Genomic DNA, 15,739 nt, shown 5'->3' with positions numbered 1-15,739 from the left:
CGGCCGGGTGGTGCGGCGGGCAGGGTGGGGTGCCATGAGGGTTCTGGTGCTGGGTGGCACGGGGTTCGTGGGCCGGGTGTTCGTCGAGGAGGCGCTGGCGCTGGGGTGGGAGGTGACGACGTTCAACCGGGGCAGGCAGGAGCCGCCCGCCGGGGTGACGGTGTTACAGGGTGACCGCACGGCGCCCGGCGGGCTGGCGGCGCTGGAGCGCGGCGGCGAGTGGGACGTCGTGGTGGACACGTGGTCGTGGGCGCCCTCGGCCGTGAGGGACACCGCCACGCTGCTGGCCGGCCGGGCCGGTTCCTACGTCTACGTCTCCAGCAGGTCCGTCTACGCCGAGCCGGTGCCGTTCGGCGCCGACGAGAGCGCGCCCGTGGTGGCGGCCTCGGCCGGCGACGGCGAGGCCGACTACGCGCGCAACAAGGCGGGCGGCGAGTTGGGAGCCGTGGCCGCGTTCGGCGACCGGGCGCTGCTGGCCAGGGCGGGGCTGATCATCGGGCCGCACGAGAACGTCGGGCGGCTGCCGTGGTGGCTGACCAGGATCGCCCGTGGCGGGCCCGTGGTGGCGCCCGCGCCGGCGGATCGCGGCATCCAGTACATCGACGCCCGCGACCTGGCGGTGTGGTGCCTGGAGGCGGCGGAGCGGGGTGTCGGCGGGGCGTTCAACCTGGTGTCCCCGCTGGGCTCGACGACGATGCGGGACGTGCTGGAGGCCTGCGTGAAGGTGACCGGCTCCGATGCCGAGCTGCGCTGGATCGAGGGCGAGCGGTTGCTGGCGGCCGGGGTGCAGCCGTGGGTGGGGCTGCCGTTCTGGCTGGTGGGCAGCGACTACGACTTCATGCACGGCGGTGACGTCGGCAAGGCGGTGGCGCAGGGGCTGCGGTTGCGGCCGGTGCTGGAGACGGTGGCCGACACCTGGGCCTGGCTGCGCGGCCTCGGCGGGAAGGCGCCGCAACGGGCGGATCGGCCGCTCAAGGGCCTCGATCCGGAGCTGGAGGCGCGGATTCTGGGGTCTTGATACGGCGCGGGCGGTCCATGACGGCGGGCGGCTCAGGACGGCGCGCGCCTCATGACGGCGGGCGCCTCATGACAGCGGGCGGTCGTGGCGGCTCAGGACGGCGGGCGGTCGTGGCGGCTGCGGATGAGGTCGTACAGGGCCGCCGCCAGGGCGATGCAGACCGACGACAGCACCACGACCAGCCCGTGCCGGAAGGCCGTCGCCCAGCCCTCGCCCAGCGACCCGAAGAACGTCGTCCCGGCCGCCGCGATGCCGATGGCCGACCCGAGGCGCTGCCCCGTCTGCAGCACCCCGGCGGCGCTCCCACCCTCCGACGGCGGCACCTCCGACAGCGTGATGGCCTGGTTGGGCGAGATGACCAGGCCACTGCCCATGCCCGCGACCAGCAGCGGCAACGCGGTCGCCAGCCCCACCCCCGCGCCGGGCACGAGCGCGGTGGCGCCCATGGTGGCGAGCAGCCCGACGATCACCATGGTCAGCCCGATGGCGACCAGCCGCCGCCCCATGCGCGACACGAGGTGCCCGCCGAGCATGGCGGCCGAGGCGGAGCCGAGCGCGAACGGCGTGATCGCCAGCCCGGCCAGCAGCGCGCTGTAGCCGTGGCCGCTCTGCAGGTACAGCGTGAAGATGAAGAAGATGCCGGTGAACCCGGCGAAGTAGAACAACGCGATGACCGACCCCAGGCTGTACGACCGCTTGCGGAACAGCTCCAGGTTCACCAGCGGCTCACGCCGGTAGAACCGCTCCCACGTCACGAACCCGGCCAGCACCACCACCGCCCCCGGCACGAGCAGCCACTTGCCCGCCCCCTCCCACTGGTGCCGCTGGATGAAGGGCAGCAGCAGCCCCGCCACACCCACCCCGAGCAGCAGCACCCCCACCAGGTCCATGCTCTCCGGCCGCGTGTGCACGAGTTGCGGGCGCGGCAGCAGCCGGTAGGCCAGGGGCAGCAGCACCAGCCCGATCGGCAGGTTCACCAGGAACACCCACCGCCAGCCGTGGTCGGCCCCGAACACGGTCACCAGCGCCCCGCCGATCAGGGGCCCGGCCGCCGTGGAGACGCCGATGGTGGCGCCGAGCGCGCCGAAGGCGCGGCCCCGCTCGTACCCGTGGAACATCTGCTGGATCAGCCCCGACACCTGCGGGTTGAGCATCCCGGCGGCCATGCCCTGCACGAGGCGGGCGGCGATCAGCACGTTCATGTTCCAGGCGAAGCCGCAGAACGCGCTGGAGAGCGTGAACAGGACCACGGCCCACAGGAAGATCGTCCTGCGGCTCCTGGCGTCGCCCAGCCGGCCGGCGGGGACCAGGAGCAGGCCGAAGGTGAGGGCGTAGCCGGACAGCGTCCACTGCAGGCCGTCGTCGCTGGCATGGAGCCCGTCGCGGATGGAGGGCAGCGCGACGTTGACGATGCTCACGTCGAGCCCGGTCATGAAGGCGGAGATCAGGCACACGACGAGCGCACGCCGTCGCGGGTCGGTGCCGGATTCCTCCTCCTTCATCACCCCGCACATGTTTCCCCGGTGACCCGGAGATATCGCTCATCAGCCGTTTCTTTGCCCGCTGCCGGAGAAAGGTGCGCTTCTTCGCCAAGGATGGGTAACGTCCGCTCATGGGCACGATGACGGTCGAGCAGAACGGGATCAACGCGGTACCGGAAGGGGAGCGGCACGGCAGGCCGAGAGACCTGTTCTGGCCCTGGGCGGGCTCGAACCTGTCGCTGTTCGGGGTGGCGTTCGGCGTGTACGTCGTCGGCCTGGGCCTGGGCGTGGTGCCGGCGATCGTGGCCGGGGCGATCGGGTACGCGCTGTCGTTCCTGCTGGTCGGCCTGGTCGCCGTCGGCGGCACCAGGTCGGGGGTGCCGACGATGACGCTGGGCCGGGCGCCGTTCGGCTTCCACGGCAACAAGCTGCCCACCCTGTTCTCGTACGTCTCGAATGTCGGCTGGGAGATCGTGCTCGTCACGCTCGCGGCGCAGAGCGGCGCGGAGATCATCAAACGGCTCGGGCCGGGGCTCCAGGAGACGGCGGCCCTGGAGCCCGGCGTGCCGCCCACGACCGCCACGGCGATCTGCTTCGCCGTCGCGGCGGTGGTGGTGATCGCGGTCGGCGTGTACGGCCACGCGATGATCATGGTGGTGCAGCGCTACCTGACGTACGCGTTCATCGTGCTGACCGTCGTCTACCTGGTCCTCATGGTCCCCAGGCTCGGCATCGGCGCGCTGGAGACCACGTCGGGAGCCGGCGGCTGGGCGGGCGGGATCATCTTCGCCATGACGCTGCTGGGCCTGGGCTGGGTCAACTGCGGCGCCGACTACTCCCGCTACCTGCCGGCCGGCTCCCCGGGGCGCTCGGTGGCCCTGTGGACGACGCTCGGGGGCGCGCTGCCGCCGTTGGTGCTGCTCGTGTTCGGGGTGCTGCTGGTGGGGGGCGATCCCACGCTGGCCGAGGCGGCGGGGGCCAATCCGGTGGCGGCGCTGGCGGGGGCGTTGCCGACCTGGTTCCTGGTGCCGTACCTGCTGACCGCCGTCGGCGGCTTCCTGGCGGGCGCGATCATGGACATCTACTCGTCCGGGCTGTCGATGCTGGCGCTCGGCGTGCCCGTCAGGCGGCACTACGCGGTGCTGATCGACGGGCTGCTCATGGTGCTCGGCGGTTACTACCTGCTGTTCGTCTCCACCAGCTTCCTGGCCACGTTCCAGGCGTTCCTGGCGATCGTCGGGGTGGTGATGGCTGCCTGGGTCGCGATCTTCCTGGTGGACATGTGGCGATTCCGGGCCGGCGGGCGGGCCTACGACGAGCGGCTGCTGCGGGCGGGCGCGCCCGCGCTGAACTGGCAGGGCCTGGTGTCGCTGGTCGTGGCGTCGATCGCGGGGCTGGGGCTGATCACCTCGGCGGATCCGAACATCGCCAGGGTCGTCGGGTTCCTGATGAGCGACGAGCTGCGGACCGGCACGTTCGGGACGGCGAACATCGGGGTGGTGATCGCGCTCGTGCTGGCGGGATCGCTGTACTTCGTGATCACCGCTGTGGTGCGGCCTCGCCGTGCAGTTACGCTTAGTGATTGATGACTGACGTACCGTTGCGGATGCTGGGATGGGCGGTGCATGTCACGGCCTGCGGGCTGCTGGCGATCGCCGTGGTCGGGATGCTGCGCGAGGACCGTGCCGGGGTGGCGGTGGGGGGTGTGCTGCTCGGGCTGCTGTACGCCGTGGGCCCCGCCGTCCAGGGCAGGGCCGTCGTGGCACCGGTGTGGCTGGGGCTGGTGACCGGCGGGTGGGTGGTGCTGGCCGTGGCGGCGCCGGCGTTCGTGTGGGTGGCCTTTCCGCTGTTGTACGCGTACCTGAGCGTGTTGCCCTTGTGGGGGGCGATGTTCGGGGTGGCGGTGCTGACGTCGGCGGCGATCGTGGCGGCGGCCTGGCACGCGGGTGAGCTGACCACGCCGTTGCTGGTCGGGCCCGGTGTCGCGGCGGTCGTGGTGACGCTGCTCGCGCTCGCCTGCAAGGCGCTGCGCGCCGAGGCCGACCGCGAGTGACGCACCGGTGCCGGGCCTGGAGTGACAGGCAGGACGGGGCCGGGCGGGCGGGACGGCGGGTCAGGCGGTCACGATGGCGAAGTCGGGCACCGGCCGGTCGAGCACGGCCACCAGCCGCTGCAGCACCGTCGTGTCCCCCTCGCGCCGCACCCCCTCCACCCCCTTGCCCGTGAGCAGGCCGACGAGCTGCGCCTTGGTCAGCCGCAGCGTCAGGTCGGCCGCGCCGTCGCGCGGCGCGGGCTGCTGGATGAACGCGCCGTTCGACAGCGTCGTACGGTACCGCTCCCCCAGGTCCGTCAGGTGCCAGTCGATGGACAGCCGCTCGTGCCAGGCCCGGGGGCCGTCCACGCGGATGGCGATCGAGTCGAAGATCTGCTCCACGGTCAGGGCGGCGAAGAAGTCGGGCGAGGCGGTGTCCAGGGTGGCGGGCACGATGCCGTCGGCCAGCTCCAGCGCGCCCATGAGGTAGCAGTTGCGCCAGGTGGCGTTCTCGGCGCCGTGCCCGAGCCGGGTGTAGACCTCGGCCAGCAGGTCGCGGGCCGCCTTGTTGCCCTCGTCGGCGAAGACGGCGTGGTTGAGCAGCTGCGCGGCGAAGCGCAGGTCGTTCTCGTCGATGTAGCGTCTGGCGAACGCGACCACCGCCGCCCCGCCGCCCAGGCACTCGACGTACCGGATCGCGCTCTCCCGCGGCGGGTGCTCCCACAGGTGCGCCGGGTTGCCGTCGAACCACCCCAGGTAGCGCTGGTAGATCGCCTTGACGTTGTGGACCAGGGAGCCGGAGTAGCCGTGCGTGTGCCAGGCCTGCTCCAGCTCGGGCGGCAGGTGCACGGCCTCGGCGATCTCGGCCGCCGTCAGGCCCTTGTTGAGCAGGCGCACGGTCTGGTCGTGCAGGTAGGCGTACAGGTCGCGCTGCTGACTCAGGAAGCGCTCCACGCGCTCGGCGCCCCAGGTGGGCCAGTGGTGCGAGGCGAAGGCGACGTCGGCGCGCCCGGCGAACAGGGCGATCGCCTCGGTCAGGTACCTGGCCCAGGCACGCACGTCGCGGACGGCGGCGCCGCGCAGGGGCAGGAGGTTGTGCTGGTTGTGGGTGGCGTTCTCGGCCAGGCAGAGGGCGCGGTGGGCGGGCAGGAGGAGGTTCATCTCGGCGGGGGCCTCGGCGCCCGGGGTGAGCTGGAAGATCATCGTGACGCCGTCGATCGTCTCCTGCTGGCCCGTGCGGGCGATCTCGGCCGTGGGCGGGATGAGCGACATGGTGCCCGTCGAGGCGGTCATGCCCAGCCCTGCGCCGATCTGGCCCGCCGGTGAGCGGGGCAGGGAGCGGCCGTACATGTAGACGGCGCGGCGGTTCATGGCGGGGCCGGCGTAGAAGTTCTCAGCCACGGCGTGGCGCATGAAGCCGGAGGGGGCCAGGATCGGCACCCCACCGGCGGTGACGCCGCGTACGCCGCCGAAGTGGTCGGCGTGGGCGTGGGTGTAGACGACGCCGGTGACGGGGCGGTCGCCGCGGTGGGCGCGGTACAGCCTGAGCGCGACGGCGGCGCACTCGGTGGAGATGAGCGGGTCGATGACGATGACGCCGCGCTCGCCCTCCACCAGCGTCATGTTCGACAGATCCAGGCCCCTGACCTGGTAGATGCCGTCCGTCACCTGATACAGACCTTGTCTGACGCAGAGCTGGCTCTGCCTCCAGAGGCTGGGATGGGCGGTGTCGGGACAGTCCTCCAGGAGGAAGTCGTAGGAGTCGTTGTCCCACACGACCCTGCCGTCGACCGTCTTGATCACTGCTGGGCTGAGCTTCGCGATGAGACCACGATCCGCGTCCTCGAAGTCGGCCCTGTCGTGGAAGGGAAGGTCTGCCATGCTCAGCGCATGCCCCCCTTACCGGGCAAATAGCTCAATAAAGGCCCTAAATAGGATGAATCTCCGACAAGTCGATGTGGTTGGCTTGGTCCTGAGCTGATCGTCTCAGGGGGAGCCATGGAAGCGTGCGTGTTCGACCTCGATGGGGTGCTGGTGGACAGCGAGCCGGTCTGGGAGGAGGTACGCCGGGCGTTCGTCGCGGGCCACGGCGGCACCTGGCAGCCGGACACGCAGTCCAGGCTCATGGGCATGAGCACCGGCGAGTGGGCCGCGTACCTGCACGAGCTGGGCGTCGAGCTGCCGCCGGACGAGATCGCGGCCGGGGTCGTCGAGCAGATGGCCGACCGCTACCGCGACGGGGTGCCGTTGATGCCCGGGGCCGTGGAGGTGGTGCGGCGGCTGTCGGGGCAGGTCACGCTGGGGCTGGCCAGCTCGTCCCCGCGCCGGCTGATCGACGTGGTGCTCGACGCCGCCGGGCTGACGGAGTGCTTCGCGGCCACCGTCTCCACCGAGGAGGTGCCGCGCGGCAAGCCGGCGCCGGACGGCTACCTGGAGGCGGCCCGGCGGATCGGGGTGGACCCGCGCGGCTGCGTGGCGGTCGAGGACTCCAGCAACGGGCTGCGCTCCGCGCACGCGGCCGGGATGCGGGTGATCGCCGTGCCGCACCCCCGCTACCCGCCCGCGCCCGACGCGCTCGGCCTGGCCTGGCGCGTCCTGCCCGATCTCGACGCGCTCACCTCCGAGCTGGTCGCCTGAGGGGGTGGCTGCTGAAGGTGGTGGTGGCGGCGCGCTGACGTCCGGGACGGTCGTCTCGAACCCGCAGGACGCGCTGGCCCCGGACCGGGTCTCGTGGAACGTCAGCACCTCTGGCTACCATGTGGGAATCGTGCGAGACATCACGGTTTTCAGCGGCAGCGCCCACCCCGACCTGGCCGAGGAGATCTGCGCCCACCTGGGCACCCCCCTGCATCCCGTCCAGCTCAACCGCTTCGCCAATGACGTGCTCGAAGTCCAGCTCCAGGCCAACTGCCGCGAGCGCGACGTGTTCCTCATCCAGCCGCTCGTGCCCCCCGTGCAGGAGCACCTCGTCGAGCTGCTGCTCATGCTCGACGCCGCCCGCGGCGCCTCCGCCGCCAGAACGACCGTGGTGATGCCTCACTACGCCTACGCCAGAAGCGACAAGAAGGACGCTCCGCGCATCTCGATCGGCGCGCGGCTGGTGGCCGACCTGCTGGTGGCCGCGGGCGCCAGCCGGGTGCTGGCGATGACGCTGCACTCGCCGCAGGTGCACGGCTTCTTCAGCGTCCCGGTCGACCACCTGCACGCGCTGCGCGAGCTGGCCGCGTACTTCCGCCAGTACGACCTGTCCAACGCGGTCGTCGTCTCCCCCGACCTCGGCAACGCCAAGGAGGCCGCGCACTTCGCCCGCCTGCTCGGCACCGGCGTCGCGATGGGCGCCAAGCAGCGCTTCAGCGACGACCGCGTCGTGATCAGCTCCGTGATCGGCGAGGTGGCCGGCAAGGACGTGATCATCCTGGACGACGAGATCGCCAAGGGCAGCACGGTCATCGAGCTGCTCGACCGCCTGCGCGAGCAAGGCGTCCGGTCCGTACGGGTCGCGTGCACGCACGGCCTGTTCTCCGGCGGGGCCATCGAACGCCTCAGCGCCCTGCCGGAGGTCATGGAGATCGTCTGCACCAACACCGTCCCGCCGCCCAAGCCCAGCGACAAGCTCACCGTGCTGTCGATCGCGTCCGCCCTGGCCGAGGCCATGCGCCGGATCCACTACGGCGAGTCGGTGAGCGCCCTGTTCAGTACCTCCTGAGGACCTGCCCGCCCTGGTGCGAGGCCGGAGCTGTCGCGCTCGGTGGGGGTCAAGGTGCCGCCGAGCCGGCTGTGCACCAGTCAGGGACACGGCGGCGCCCACGGCAGCGATGTCGTGATGGGCGTCTGTGATCAGCGCGACCTTTCCTGACAGCCGCGAATCGATCATAGTTGCCATCATGCACGCAGCCACCGAACGACTGCTAAGGCATTTCCTCGACAACATCGAGCCCGCCGTCCCCCTGGTCGCGCTCTGGGCGCACGGCTCGCTCGCGTTAGGGGACTACCAGGAGGGACGCAGCGACCTCGACCTGATCGCGGTGCTCGACTCGCCGGCCACGATGGGTGACTGGCGACGGATCAAGGCCGTGCACCGAAGGCTCCGGCTGCCGCTGGCGGAGCGGTTGCACTGCTCCTACATGTCCCGGCAGGAGCTGGACGACCTGGGCGCCGAGCACATCACGTGGGCGCACAGCCAGATCTTCCGGCGCCCCGTCAGCGCGGTCACCCGGCGCGAGCTGCTCGCCGGGGCCAGGGTCCTGCACGGGCCGCCGCCCGCCGGCCTGCTGCCGCCGGTGCCGGACGAGGAGCTGACCCGGTTCGTCCGTACGGACCTGCGCGACTACTGGCTGGTCAAGGCGCAGGGGCGGCGGCGCTGGCTGCAGGACGTCTGGGTGGACCTGGGCATGGTGACGGTCGCCAGGGCCACGGTCACGCTGCGGGAGGGACGCCTGATCAGCAAGCTGGAGGCGCTGGACGTGCTGGCCGAGCTGGAGGCGCCGGAGGTGGTGGTGGCCGACATCCGCGCCCGCCGCTACGGCACGCCGGCGCCGGTGCTGAGCCGGTTCAGGCGGGGCCGGCTGGCCAGGGCGTTCGTCAGGTCGGCGATCAGGCGGGCGCTCGCCTGAGATGAATCGCATCCCACCAGGAAGAACGGCGATGCGCCGGTGGTTTGTTACGTGCGTAGTGTTAGCGCTAATCACCACCTGAATCCTGGGAAGGGCGGCACATGGGGGAGAGCAGGCAGTCCTATCTGGTGGCCGCGGAGTCGGCGGTGTCGCTCCTGCGCGACCCGGCCGTGGCGGCGTCGTGGGACAAGCCGAGCGCGCTGATGGAGTTCAGCGTCGCCGGGCTGGCCGGGCACCTGGCCCACCAGCTCGTCCGGGTCGGCGACGTGCTGGCGCCCAACGGGCAGGTCGGGGAGCCCGTCACGCTGATCGAGCACTACTCGCGTTCGCCGTGGGTGCAGGCGGGCCTCGACCACGAGAGCAACCTGAGCGTCCGCCGCGGCGGCGAGGCGGCCGCGGCGGCCGGCCCCGCGGTGCTCGTCGAGCGGGCGCAGGCACTGTACGAGATGCAGAGCGCGGCACTGGCCACCGAGCCGGCCGACCGGGTCGTGTTCCTGCCGTGGTCCGGCTGGTCGCTGCGGCTGGACGACTTCCTGCTCACCCGGCTCGTGGAGCTGGTCGTGCACTCCGACGACCTGGCGGCCAGCGTGGGGGTGAAGACGCCCGAATTGCCGACCTCGGTGATCGATCCGGTGGTGGAGCTGCTGGCGCGGCTGGCCGTGCACCGTCATGGGCCGACGGCGGTCATCCGTACGCTGAGCAGGGCCGAGCGCGCCCCTGCGACGATCAGCGCCTTCTGACGCCGCGAGCGCGCGTTTCCCACCGCGATCAGTGCTACTTGTGATCGTGCGAGCGCGCGCTTCCGCCTCGATCAGCGCCTTGCGACTTCGCGAGCGCGCACCTTCACCTCGGCCGGCATCGTGTCACGTCACCTTGCGGGCGAGCACACCACCAGGGCAGCAACCACCGTAGGCCCGTCGCCCTCGGTCAGTCCACGATCATGCGCAGGGCGGCGACCACCTCACGCCCCGACAACGCGCTGTCCGGGTCGAGCAGCCACTGCGACAGGAACCCGGTCAACATGGCCTGGTAAAGCGTCCCCGTGAGCCGCTCCCGCTCGGGATCGGTGCCCAGCGTGACCCCCTCGAACAACTCGGCCAGCCCCAGCCGCGCCTCCCCGATGGCCCGCGCGAGCTGCTCCCGCACCTCGGGCGCGGCATGATCGACCTGCCCGAGCAGCTCGAACTGCGTCACCCACAACGGCCGCAGCCGCTCGAACGACTCCACCACCCGGTCCCACGCCGCCTCGAAGCGTTCCAGCGGCGTGACGTCCGGCCGCACGTCGGCCGCCAGGGTCGCCGCCAGCTCCTCGCCCCACTCCTTCATCACCTCGAACAGCGCCTCGTTCATCAGCGCCTCCTTCGATCTGAAGTGGTAGCCGATGCCCGCCAGGCTCACGCCGGACGCTGTCGCGATGTCGCGGGCGGTCGTGCGCGAGTAGCCCTTCTCGATCAGGCACCGCTTCGCCCCGGCCAGCAGATCTTCCCTGTTTCCCATGCTCAGAGGCTAACACAGTCGTACTAGACAAGCGTCTGAGACGTCTGTACTGTCTCGCTCATGACGAACATCCTCGTTTCGGGCGCGAGCATCGCGGGCACGGCGACGGCGTACTGGCTGCGGCGGCACGGCTACACCGTGACCGTGGTCGAGCGGGCTCCGGCCATCCGCATGGGCGGTTACAAGGTGGACGTGCGCGGTGCGGCGCTGCAGGTCGTCGAGCGCATGGGGCTGCTGGACGCGATCCGCGCCAGAGGCACGGACATGCGCCTGGCCACCTACTACGACGCCGCCGGCCGTGCGCTGGCCACCATGGACGCCGAGTTGTTCGGCGGGCGTACGGGTGACGACGCCGAGATCATGCGCGGTGACCTCAACGAGCTGCTGTACGACCTGACCCGCGACGAGGTCGAGTACATCTTCGACGACTCGGTCACGGGCATCGCCGAGGACGGCACCGTGACGTTCGAGCGCTCCCGGCCGCGCACGTTCGATCTCGTCGTCGGAGCCGACGGCGTCCACTCCAACGTGCGGCGGCTCACCTTCGGCGAGGAGCCGGCCTGCACCCGCGACCTCGGCCACTACATCTCCATCTGCACCGTGCCGAACACGCTCGGCCTCGACCGCGAGGAGGCCGTGCACGCCGCCGTCGGCAGGACCGCGAACGTCTACAGCACCCGCCAGGACACCAGGGCCAAGGCCCTGTTCATGTGGTCGTCGCCGCCGCTCAGCTACGACCACCGCGACGTCGCCCGGCAGAAGAAGCTGCTCGCGCAGGCCATGCGAGGGGTCGGCTGGCAGGTGCCCGCGCTGCTGGAGGCGGTGCGCGACGCCGACGACTTCTACTTCGACTCGGTCGCCCAGATCCACCTGGACCGCTGGTCGAAGGGACGGGTCGTGCTGGTCGGCGACGCGGGCTACTGCGCCTCCCCCGCCTCCGGGCAGGGCACGAGCCTGGCGCTGGTGGGGGCGTACGTGCTGGCGGGCGAGCTGGCCACGGGCGGCGGGACGGAGGGGTACGAGCGCGAGCTGCGCCCCTTCGTGGCCGCCAACCAGGCGCTGGGGCCCGCGAACGTCAAGGGCATGGTCATCGGGTCGCGGGCGGCCCTGTGGTTCCAGCTCAGGATGATGCGGCTGCTCCCCCGGCTGCCCGGCAGGAACCGGATGATCGAGCGCATCACCGGCCCCATCTTCCGCGCCGCCAACGCCATCGTGCTCAAGGATTATGCACGGTGACCTCCGGATAGTCCTTGACCGGAGTGCGCTTGCCCAGCAGGTGCCGGTCGAGGAAGCCCGCCAGGTGGGCGCGGGTGATCTCCAGTGCCCGCATGCCGTCGAGCTCCTGCGCGGGCAGCCCCAGCTGCGGCCTGAGCACGGCGTAGTCGACGAACGCCGAGTGGTCGGTGCCCTTCACCGTGATCCAGCGCTTCCAGCCGTCCAGGTTCGGCCACGCTTGCTTCCACGACTCGTCGGTGCCGCCGGGAGCGTGTGACTTCGGCGCCCCGATCAGCATGAACGGCCGCTTGAGCGGCTTCTCCACCCGGAACGTGCCGTCCAGGTTGACCCCGGCCTTGATCCGCCCGTCGGCGAGCATGGCCTGCGCGGCGGAGTAACCGCCGATCGAGTGCCCCACCATGGCGATCCGCGACCGGTCGATCCTGCGCCCCCAGTCGCCCTTGGTCAGCTCGTCCAGCACGAACCGCACGTCCCGCGCCCGGCTCTCGGCGACCTTCGCGTGGTCCTGGCCGTCCACGCAGGCCAGGCAGGTGGTGGTGCGGCCGTCGGGGAAGGTGGTGGCTACGGATTCGTACGTGTGCTCCACGGCGGCTACCAGGTAGCCCCTGCTGGCGAAGTCCTCGGCGAGCGAGGTCAGGGTGGCGCGGGGGAAGCTGAAGCCGGGCGACATGACGACCAGGGGGCGCTTGCCTCCGGCTGCGGGGGCTTTCGGGCGGGCGTGTGTCCTGACCTTGGTGAGAACGTCCTTCTGGGCGACGGGCAGGCCCTTGAGCACCAGCTCGGACTCCTGCGCGGTCAGGTACGGTGCCGTCGCCGCGCCGGTGGCCTTCTTCGCCGGGTACCAGAGTGAGACCAGCAGCTCGCGCCGGTCTGCCTCGGGGTTCCAGGGGTCGGGGCGGCTCTTGTCGATGAGGTGCAGGGTCGTCGTGCCGATGGGCTTCGACCCGGTGGGCTCGGGCAGGGCAGGCCCGGCCGACACTTGGGCCTGGGTGGCGGTCTGAGCGTGGGCTGGGGCGGCGGCCTGCGCATGAACCGGACCGGCAGCCTGCGCTTGAACCGGGGTGGCGGCTTGGGCGTGGGCGGGGGTGGCGCAGAGGACGATCGATGAGAGGGCTGCCACGGCAGCGGTGCTTCGCATGCCGACCACGCTGCCGCAAGGCCGGGCCGAAGCGTCCTCACCGATCGTCGACCAGCACCCCCTACTTTCGTCGTAACACCCCCTCCCCACCCACCCCCTACGCTGTGACCATGCGGTTCATCCTGCTCGGCGCGGGCGTCTTCGCGGCGTCCCTGTTCGTGATGAGCGGTCAGGCGGGGGTGCCGTCAGGCCTCCCGTTCGCCGTGCAGATCGCGATCGCCGTGGCAGCGGGCACCGCCGCCTGGCACGCCAAGCGCTCCTGGCTGCCGCTGGCCGCCGTGGGCGCCGTCACCTACGCCTGGCTGGTGGTGTGGCCACCGCTGCTGGTCGCCTCCTACTTCGCGGGCCGCACGCTCGACAGGACCCGTGGCATCGCCGCCTACCTCGCCGCCTGCCTGGTCGTCTGCGGCATCTCGGCGCTGGTCGGCGAGGCGCGCGACGGGCTGCAGGAGGTGCTGACCGCCAGCCTGGGCAACGCGCTGTTCATGGCACTCGGCATGATCGGCCTGCCTCTCGCCGTGGGGTTGTGGACGCGCGCCAGGAGCGAGGTCCTGGAGGCCGCCAAGGAACGCGCGCAGCGGCTCGAACGCGAGCAGGTCATGCGGGCCGAGCAGGCCAGGGCGCAGGAGCGCGCCAGGATCGCCAGGGAGATGCACGACATCGTGGCGCACCGGGTCTCGCTGATGGTGCTGCACGCGGGGGCGCTGGAGGTGCGGACGTCCGACGAGGAGACGGCCAGGACGGCCGCCATGATCGGCGGAATCGGCCGAGAAGCCCTGGCCAACCTGCGCGACGTGCTCGGCGTCCTACGCGCCCCCCGCCCCGAGCCACCTGACACCGACCACCGGCTCCTCGGCCCCGACGCGCCCCACCAGCCCGCCGCCGCCCATGCAGACCGCCGGCCGGGCGCCCCTGACGCGAGCCACCGGCACGACGCCACTGACGCGGATCGCCTGACCCTCGACCTCGACGCGAGCGACCAACCCGCCGCCGACGCGGACCGCCAGCCTGGCGACCCCGACGCGAGACACCAGCGCATCGACGCCAACGCGGACCACCGACCAGGCGTCCTCGGCACGGACCATGGAGTTGGAGACCGCCCAGCGGGACACCGATCGAAGGGCCTCCGAACGGGTCACCGGCCCGGCACCCTCAGCATGCGCTACCGGTCCGGAGATCTCGGCACGGGCCACCGGCCCGGAGAGCACGGCGCGGGCTACCGGCCCCGGCCCGGAGAGCTCGGCACGGGTCACCGGCCTGCGGACTTCGATGCCGACTACCGGCCGCAGCCGACGCTCGGCGACCTCGACCGGCTGCTCGACCAGTCCCGCGCCCTCGGCATCGCGGTGACCCGGCACGACGTGGGCGAGCCCCGGCCGGTGGAGGAGACGGTGGAGCGGACCGCGTACCGGGTGATCCAGGAGGCGCTCACCAACGTGCACAAGCACGCCGGCGACGCGCGCACCGACGTGCTGTTGCGGTTCGGGGACGGGGAGCTGCAGGTGGAGGTGCGTAACCAGGCGCCGCACGCGCCGCGCGAGGAGTTGCCGGGCGCGGGCTGGGGGCTGGTGGGCCTGCGGGAGCGCGTGGAGTTGCTGGGCGGCACGCTGCGCACCACCGCCGAGGAGAGCGGCGGCTTCCTCGTCAGCGCCAGGATCCCGGCATGAGCGAGCCTCACGCGAGCGGCACCACCGCAGGTGATCGCGGCAGAGACGGGCTCCGTGCAGGTAGTAGCGCAGCAAGCGATCATGGCGTGGGGCGGTCGTCGAGCGAGTGGCACTGCCACAGGGGATCACGGCGGGATGGGCCCCGCGCGAGTAGTGCCAACGCGAGCGATCACGGCATGAGCGCGCTCACTTCCACGGGTGCCGTCGCAGGTGGCGAGGTCTCCGCGTGATCAGGGTGCTCGTGGTGGACGACGAGGCGCTCGTACGGTCCGGGCTGCGGATGATTCTGGAGGCGGCGGGCGACATCTCGGTGATCGGTGAGGCGCGGGACGGTGCCGAGGCGGTCGCGGCCGTGGGGCGGCTGCGGCCGGAAGTGGTGCTGATGGATGTGCGGATGCCCGGGATGGACGGTCTGAGTGCCGCCGCGCGCATTCTCGGGGATCCGCGGGCGCCCAAGCTGGTCATGCTGACCACGTTCGACGTGGACGAGTACGTGCACGAGGCGCTGCGGCTGGGGGCCGTGGGGTTTCTGCTCAAGGACACCCCGCCGAGGGAGCTGGCGGCTGCCGTGCGGACGGTGGCCGACGGTCAGGCGATGCTCTCCCCGTCCGTCACCAAGCGGGTGATCGCGCGGTACGCCGACCGCGCACCGTCGCGGGCCGAGGCCGCCCGGAGGCAGTTGGACGGGCTCACCGGCCGGGAGGGGGATGTGGTCAGGGCGCTGGCTCGCGGGCTGTCCAACGCCGAGATCGGCCGCGAGCTACGCCTGACGGAGGCCACGGTGAAGGCGCACGTCAGCCGGGTGCTGGCCAAGCTGGGCCTGGCCAACCGGGTCCAGGCCGCCATCCTGGTGCACGACGCCGACCTCGGCTGACGGTGATGACCGCTTCCGCCCAGTGCACGGTGGGAGTGGCCGCTCCCTGGGCTGAGCGGGAGTGGCCGCTCCCTGGGCTGAGCGGGAGTGGCCGCTCCCTGGAGTGACCGCTCTCCAGGGATGGGCAGTGGTGACCGCTCCCGTCCAGGGCCGAGAGGTCGCGGCTACTCCGCAGCGCCAGGC

At 71.7% G+C, this 15,739-nt stretch carries 14 protein-coding genes; 10 read left to right on the top strand and 4 right to left on the bottom strand.

Annotated features, from left to right (window positions below):
- Window positions 1–34: 34 nt before the first annotated feature.
- Entirely contained in the window at window positions 35–1,018 is a 984-nt protein-coding gene (locus LCN96_RS03345) for an NAD-dependent epimerase/dehydratase family protein (RefSeq protein WP_225271116.1), read from the top strand.
- A 92-nt stretch (window positions 1,019–1,110) separates the two neighbouring features.
- Here the strand turns inward: LCN96_RS03345 and LCN96_RS03340 are convergent, their stop codons facing one another.
- Window positions 1,111–2,520, bottom strand: coding sequence for an MFS transporter (locus tag LCN96_RS03340; RefSeq protein WP_225271115.1), 1,410 nt, complete (start codon window positions 2,518–2,520; stop codon window positions 1,111–1,113).
- A gap of 110 nt (window positions 2,521–2,630) precedes the next feature.
- Here LCN96_RS03340 and LCN96_RS03335 point away from each other — a divergent pair, with 110 nt between their 5' ends.
- Window positions 2,631–4,085: a purine-cytosine permease family protein gene (locus LCN96_RS03335; RefSeq protein WP_225271114.1), complete on the top strand. Its 1,455-nt coding sequence runs from the start codon at window positions 2,631–2,633 to the stop codon at window positions 4,083–4,085.
- Window positions 4,085–4,552 carry a hypothetical protein gene (locus LCN96_RS03330; protein WP_225271113.1) on the top strand — a complete coding sequence of 156 codons (468 nt, stop codon included), beginning with the start codon at window positions 4,085–4,087 and terminating at the stop codon, window positions 4,550–4,552. The genes LCN96_RS03335 and LCN96_RS03330 overlap by 1 nt, the downstream gene beginning before the upstream one ends.
- Window positions 4,553–4,612: 60 nt before the next feature.
- Here LCN96_RS03330 and LCN96_RS03325 read toward each other — a convergent pair whose 3' ends face one another.
- Window positions 4,613–6,412 carry an alkyl/aryl-sulfatase gene (locus tag LCN96_RS03325; RefSeq protein ID WP_225271112.1) on the bottom strand — a complete coding sequence of 600 codons (1,800 nt, stop codon included), beginning with the start codon at window positions 6,410–6,412 and terminating at the stop codon, window positions 4,613–4,615.
- Between the two features lie 129 nt (window positions 6,413–6,541).
- Between LCN96_RS03325 and LCN96_RS03320 the strand changes: the two genes are divergently transcribed.
- From LCN96_RS03320 to LCN96_RS03305, 4 genes are all read left to right on the top strand, one after another.
- On the top strand, window positions 6,542–7,168 hold the full coding sequence (locus LCN96_RS03320; protein WP_263657434.1) for an HAD family hydrolase: 627 nt from the start codon (window positions 6,542–6,544) through the stop codon (window positions 7,166–7,168).
- A gap of 4 nt (window positions 7,169–7,172) precedes the next feature.
- Window positions 7,173–8,237, top strand: a complete 1,065-nt coding sequence (locus LCN96_RS03315; RefSeq protein WP_225271110.1) for a ribose-phosphate diphosphokinase — start codon at window positions 7,173–7,175, stop codon at window positions 8,235–8,237.
- 178 nt (window positions 8,238–8,415) lie between these two features.
- Entirely contained in the window at window positions 8,416–9,144 is a 729-nt protein-coding gene (locus LCN96_RS03310) for a nucleotidyltransferase domain-containing protein (RefSeq protein ID WP_225271109.1), read from the top strand.
- 101 nt (window positions 9,145–9,245) lie between these two features.
- A complete protein-coding gene (locus LCN96_RS03305) occupies window positions 9,246–9,884 on the top strand; it encodes a maleylpyruvate isomerase N-terminal domain-containing protein (protein WP_225271108.1) in 639 nt (212 codons plus the stop codon).
- Window positions 9,885–10,071: 187 nt separating this feature from the next.
- Here the strand turns inward: LCN96_RS03305 and LCN96_RS03300 are convergent, their stop codons facing one another.
- Window positions 10,072–10,641, bottom strand: a complete 570-nt coding sequence (locus LCN96_RS03300; protein ID WP_225271107.1) for a TetR/AcrR family transcriptional regulator — start codon at window positions 10,639–10,641, stop codon at window positions 10,072–10,074.
- 60 nt (window positions 10,642–10,701) lie between these two features.
- Here LCN96_RS03300 and LCN96_RS03295 point away from each other — a divergent pair, with 60 nt between their 5' ends.
- Window positions 10,702–11,877: an FAD-dependent monooxygenase gene (locus tag LCN96_RS03295; RefSeq protein WP_225271106.1), complete on the top strand. Its 1,176-nt coding sequence runs from the start codon at window positions 10,702–10,704 to the stop codon at window positions 11,875–11,877.
- Here the strand turns inward: LCN96_RS03295 and LCN96_RS03290 are convergent.
- Complete coding sequence (locus LCN96_RS03290; protein ID WP_225271105.1) at window positions 11,858–12,856, bottom strand: alpha/beta hydrolase family protein; 999 nt, start codon at window positions 12,854–12,856, stop codon at window positions 11,858–11,860. The genes LCN96_RS03295 and LCN96_RS03290 overlap by 20 nt on opposite strands.
- 269 nt (window positions 12,857–13,125) lie before the next feature.
- On the opposite strand from LCN96_RS03290, the gene LCN96_RS03285 reads away from it, so the two are divergent.
- Together LCN96_RS03285 and LCN96_RS03280 are read left to right on the top strand one after the other, a co-directional pair.
- A complete protein-coding gene (locus LCN96_RS03285) occupies window positions 13,126–14,682 on the top strand; it encodes a sensor histidine kinase (protein WP_225271104.1) in 1,557 nt (518 codons plus the stop codon).
- A gap of 226 nt (window positions 14,683–14,908) precedes the next feature.
- A complete protein-coding gene (locus tag LCN96_RS03280; RefSeq protein WP_225271103.1) occupies window positions 14,909–15,556 on the top strand; it encodes a response regulator in 648 nt (215 codons plus the stop codon).
- Window positions 15,557–15,739: the final 183 nt, after the last annotated feature.

The sequence above is a fragment of the Nonomuraea gerenzanensis genome (assembly GCF_020215645.1).
In the GTDB taxonomy this organism is placed as follows: Bacteria; Actinomycetota; Actinomycetes; order Streptosporangiales; family Streptosporangiaceae; genus Nonomuraea; species Nonomuraea gerenzanensis.
Note: the sequence above shows the minus strand (reverse complement) of the source record. Positions and strands in the feature narration are given on the sequence as shown.

Bases quoted from the DNA above. Each gene is read 5' to 3' on its own strand.
- LCN96_RS03305 (WP_225271108.1), top strand. From the start codon at position 9,246: ATGGGGGAGAGCAGGCAGTCCTATCTGGTGGCCGCGGAGTCGGCGGTG.
- LCN96_RS03295 (WP_225271106.1), top strand. From the start codon at position 10,702: ATGACGAACATCCTCGTTTCGGGCGCGAGCATCGCGGGCACGGCGACG.
- LCN96_RS03285 (WP_225271104.1), top strand. From the start codon at position 13,126: ATGCGGTTCATCCTGCTCGGCGCGGGCGTCTTCGCGGCGTCCCTGTTC.
- LCN96_RS03300 (WP_225271107.1), bottom strand. From the start codon at position 10,641: ATGGGAAACAGGGAAGATCTGCTGGCCGGGGCGAAGCGGTGCCTGATC.
- LCN96_RS03330 (WP_225271113.1), top strand. From the start codon at position 4,085: ATGACTGACGTACCGTTGCGGATGCTGGGATGGGCGGTGCATGTCACG.
- LCN96_RS03340 (WP_225271115.1), bottom strand. From the start codon at position 2,520: ATGAAGGAGGAGGAATCCGGCACCGACCCGCGACGGCGTGCGCTCGTC.
- LCN96_RS03335 (WP_225271114.1), top strand. From the start codon at position 2,631: ATGGGCACGATGACGGTCGAGCAGAACGGGATCAACGCGGTACCGGAA.
- LCN96_RS03345 (WP_225271116.1), top strand. From the start codon at position 35: ATGAGGGTTCTGGTGCTGGGTGGCACGGGGTTCGTGGGCCGGGTGTTC.
- LCN96_RS03310 (WP_225271109.1), top strand. From the start codon at position 8,416: ATGCACGCAGCCACCGAACGACTGCTAAGGCATTTCCTCGACAACATC.
- LCN96_RS03325 (WP_225271112.1), bottom strand. From the start codon at position 6,412: ATGGCAGACCTTCCCTTCCACGACAGGGCCGACTTCGAGGACGCGGAT.